At 53.2% G+C, this 3568-nt stretch carries 3 protein-coding genes and 1 pseudogene; 3 read left to right on the plus strand and 1 reads right to left on the minus strand.

Going from position 1 to position 3568, the window contains the following annotated elements; translation table 11 throughout:
* Window positions 1-722 precede the first annotated feature (722 nt).
* The 3 genes from BLU89_RS20980 to BLU89_RS20990 all read left to right on the plus strand — a co-directional run bounded on the left by BLU89_RS20980 (window position 723) and on the right by BLU89_RS20990 (window position 3211).
* The gene (locus BLU89_RS20980; protein WP_074739685.1) at window positions 723-1865 is read left to right on the plus strand and encodes a helix-turn-helix domain-containing protein; all 1143 of its coding nucleotides are present in this window, start codon (window positions 723-725) and stop codon (window positions 1863-1865) included.
* A gap of 116 nt (window positions 1866-1981) precedes the next feature.
* Window positions 1982-2800: a CPBP family intramembrane glutamic endopeptidase gene (locus BLU89_RS20985; protein WP_074739687.1), complete on the plus strand. Its 819-nt coding sequence runs from the start codon at window positions 1982-1984 to the stop codon at window positions 2798-2800.
* 42 nt (window positions 2801-2842) lie between these two features.
* Window positions 2843-3211, plus strand: a complete 369-nt coding sequence (locus BLU89_RS20990) for a hypothetical protein (RefSeq protein ID WP_074739689.1) — start codon at window positions 2843-2845, stop codon at window positions 3209-3211.
* Here the strand turns inward: BLU89_RS20990 and BLU89_RS21450 are convergent.
* Window positions 3203-3568 (minus strand): annotated as a pseudogene (locus tag BLU89_RS21450) (hypothetical protein); the annotation flags it as partial. The gene BLU89_RS20990 and the pseudogene BLU89_RS21450 overlap by 9 nt on opposite strands.

Genomic DNA, 3568 nt, shown 5'->3' on the forward strand with positions numbered 1-3568 from the left:
GACAGTACAATGCGGCACGGTATTAGAAGCCTGGGTACACAGGACGCGCGGGTGTTTTGGGCTTGCACCCATATCAAAGGTGTCAGTTAGTAGCCAGCCATACAAAATTCACGTGTCTTTAGCCGGTTTAAGCCAAGAATTTGAATTGGTGGGTGAACCCAATGCACATGAACTGCTCGGACTTGATGCTTGTACACGGCGGCCTAGCATCTGAACGACATTAGGCCATTGTCCAAACTGCCTGCTGATTTTCACTTCGAAGACCAAAGAAGGCGAGGGTTATGATTGGGAAAAACAGCCAACCCTGGGGCATGGTCACGTAGGACAGACCAACGCTTGGCGGCAGGAGGACACCCCAGATCCCAATACCTGTCATCATGATCGTCAGAAAAACGACTAGTTCGGTCGAGTGTCTGACAATTGCCGGCCAAAGAAAACCCGCGGCAGCGGTCCACAGCACACTGGTCACGATGTGCCAACAGAAGGAGTTTTACCGAAGTCCTGACCCTAAGAGAGCTGACTTCGAAGCAAGTTCCATGTTTCATTCCTATCTGTAAGTTTGGGACAGGCAGTCACACACACAGCCCTGCTGTCGTCAGAGGCGCGCGGTCGAGGCAAAAAGACTGTCCGGCCCGCTCAGCACGGACAGTCGGAGTGGCAAGACTGTTGGTTATTTTGCATCGGTAGTTTTACAGATTACCCGCCCGAACCCGGAGGCAAAGATGTTCGTCACGCACCAGATTTCTGTTCTGCTTTCGACGATGACGTTGACGGTTGCATTGTTTGGTGTGGCTTATTGTCTGACACAGCGACGCCACAGGCAGGTCTTTCAGGTGCTGTCGTTATTTCTGACGGCCGAGGCATTTACCGTACTGGGGGTATCTCTGACCCCCGCCTTTACCGGTCTGCAGGTCAAATTAGTCCTGCATGCATTCTGGTTGGTTGGTATTGCGTCGGTTGCTCCGCTTCTTTGGCTTTATGTCTGTTCTTTAACATCGCCAGTTCCACTGCGCGTGGCGGAGCTGAAATGGCATGCAATACTGCCTTTGATCGGAGGGCTCGCCTTCGTCTGGATTCTGTTTCTGCCAGCGGAGGTGCGGCTTGGTCTGCTTCCGGATCCGGACAGGATTCAAGGACCGCAAGATTATTTTACTGGCCGGACCTATGAACTGGTGTTTCTGATAGTCCCCTTTCAGTGGGCCTTTTATCTGACCGCGATTACCCGACGCTTGTTACGGTACCGCTCCAGACTGAAGGATTTCTTTGCAAGCACCGAACAACACGAAATGCGCTGGATTTCCGTGGTGGTACTCCTTTATTCCGGCTATTGGGCGATTAATGTCGGCTCGCTTATCTACGAACTTGCGACCTGGAAAATTGGCCTTATTCAAGTGATTGAGGCGTTTTATGGCTTAATCCTGATATCTGTGATTGCCCTATGGGGCTTGCGGCAGCGGCGCCCCATTGATCGCGACACCCCTGCATCGGAAACGCGGACTCCGCGCTATTCCAAATCGGCGCTGACCAAGGACATGTCCCAAAAAATCGCAGGTCAACTTCGCAATGCTATGGCCAGGGACGCGCTCTATCTCGACCCCAATTTGTCGCTTTGGTCGTTGGCAAAGCATATTCAGGTTCCCAGCAAATACGTCACCCAGACCCTGAATGAAGAGATTGGTGAAAGCTTCTTTGATTTTGTCAGCCGCCATCGGATCGAGGCTGCGGTTGCCCGTCTGGACAACGATGACGCCACGATCCTGTCCATTGCCTATGACGTTGGCTTTAACTCACGTTCTTCGTTTTACAGCGCTTTCAAAAAGGTCATGAGAATGACGCCAACCGCGTATCGCAAGGCGAACCGCTAGGGCGTTCTAACAATGATTTGTCCGCGCCGCCGCGCCAAGACGACCGGGTGGATGTTTTGTTGCATGGCTTTCCCGATCAAACGCCTGAACGCTAAACCTGCGAAATAAGATCCCCTATGGCCGAAATTACCCCGCCTGCAAATCGCAGGAATATCTGCTTCTTTGTTCTGGGAACACTCGCCCTGTCGATCGTCGGGGGGAGTGTTATGGCGATGGACATCGAGGCCGGAGGTTTGATTTTCATCCTAAGCCCTGCGGTGATCGCAATCGGACTTCGTGCTTTCGCCGGCGATGGCTGGTCTGATGCCGGGTTTGTGCTTAATCTTAAAGGGAACATCGGGCACTATGCGCAGTTGATCGGGCTTTTCCCTCTGGCGTTTGTGGCAGTGGGCGTGGTGGGCGTCATGTGCGGGACAGCCCATTTACAGGCTGGTTTTGGGCCACACTATCTGGAGGCTGTTGCCGCACTGGCGCTCCCGGCGCTCTTTTTTTCACTCTCCGAGGAAGTCGGATGGCGTGGCTATCTCCATCCACGGCTTGAGGCTTTGGGGCTTTCCCCTGTCCGCCGGGATCTGAGTGTCGCTGCGGTCTGGGCGGCGTGGCACATCCCCTACTATGCGGTTTTGCAGGATTTCTTGGGGTTACCACTTTGGCAGTTTGCGAGCCTGTTTGTCGTTGGCACCTATGTGATGACCGTTGTCTTTGGTGCGATCAGACACAAGACCCAAAGCATCTGGCCAATTGTCCTGACCCACGCAATTGTAAACATCCTGTCCGTTCCGTTGCTTGACCACACGATCATCGTCGTCGAGCATCAAGCGTTACTTGGGCCACGTCCGGACTCTATTGCTGTGATCCTGATGCAGCTGGCCTTTTTGCGGTGGATCAGGCTCAAGCCAGCTCGACACGGGGCACACAATTCAAGACTCCGGTAAAGCCATCGAAACCAACACCTGTTGAAAAGAAGGAACAATCAAATGCACAAGTGGATACTGACCGTCATTGGGGCAATCTATGCCCTGAATGCCCTTGTCATGTGGTTCGTTCCGGTCTGGTGGTACGAGACTGTACCCGGGATCACCATGATGGGGCCTTTCAACCTTCATTTTGTGCGCGACATCGGGTTGGTCTATCTCGTGTCTGGCCTGGGCTTGATTTACGGTGCCCGTGCGCCACAGGTCGCCTTGTTCGGGTCACTTTGGCCCGCGCTGCACGCTCTTTTTCACGCTTGGATTTTCGTCCAGCGGGGGATGCCAATGGATCTGATTTCAACAACCAATCTTGTCTTGATTCAATTCCCTGCATGGCTCAGCCTGTGGAGCAGTGTACAGCTAAGGTCAGATTAAGGTATGTCTGAGGTCAGCGTGGCGCCCCGCCAAATCCAAGATTGAGTAACTCTGCAGCGTAGTGGATTGAAAGATTGCGAACGCGCCTAGCAAATAGACGAATCCAGCTAGGAAATTGAACCAAAGCACGAATGGAACTGCATCTCCAACCGCTGCTTTAGCTGTTGCACCCCCAAACAAAGCCGTCCCGCCGGAGAAAATGGTCAGGAGACTAAAGAGTGCTGTGGCATTTGCAACTGGGCGAACCTGTCTGACGTCAGACACCCGTTTTGGGATACCGTTGTGATACAGCGCATTGGCGAAAAATTTCTTGGCCGCCGCGGTATCTCGCTTCGCGGACAGCATGAAATCAAGGGT

It is taken from the genome of Ruegeria halocynthiae (assembly GCF_900106805.1).
In the GTDB taxonomy this organism is placed as follows: domain Bacteria; phylum Pseudomonadota; class Alphaproteobacteria; order Rhodobacterales; family Rhodobacteraceae; genus Ruegeria; species Ruegeria halocynthiae.

Excerpts from the sequence above, each read along its gene's own strand:
- BLU89_RS20980 (WP_074739685.1), top strand. The coding sequence starts at position 723 with ATGTTCGTCACGCACCAGATTTCTGTTCTGCTTTCGACGATGACGTTG.
- BLU89_RS20985 (WP_074739687.1), top strand. The coding sequence starts at position 1,982 with ATGGCCGAAATTACCCCGCCTGCAAATCGCAGGAATATCTGCTTCTTT.
- BLU89_RS20990 (WP_074739689.1), top strand. The coding sequence starts at position 2,843 with ATGCACAAGTGGATACTGACCGTCATTGGGGCAATCTATGCCCTGAAT.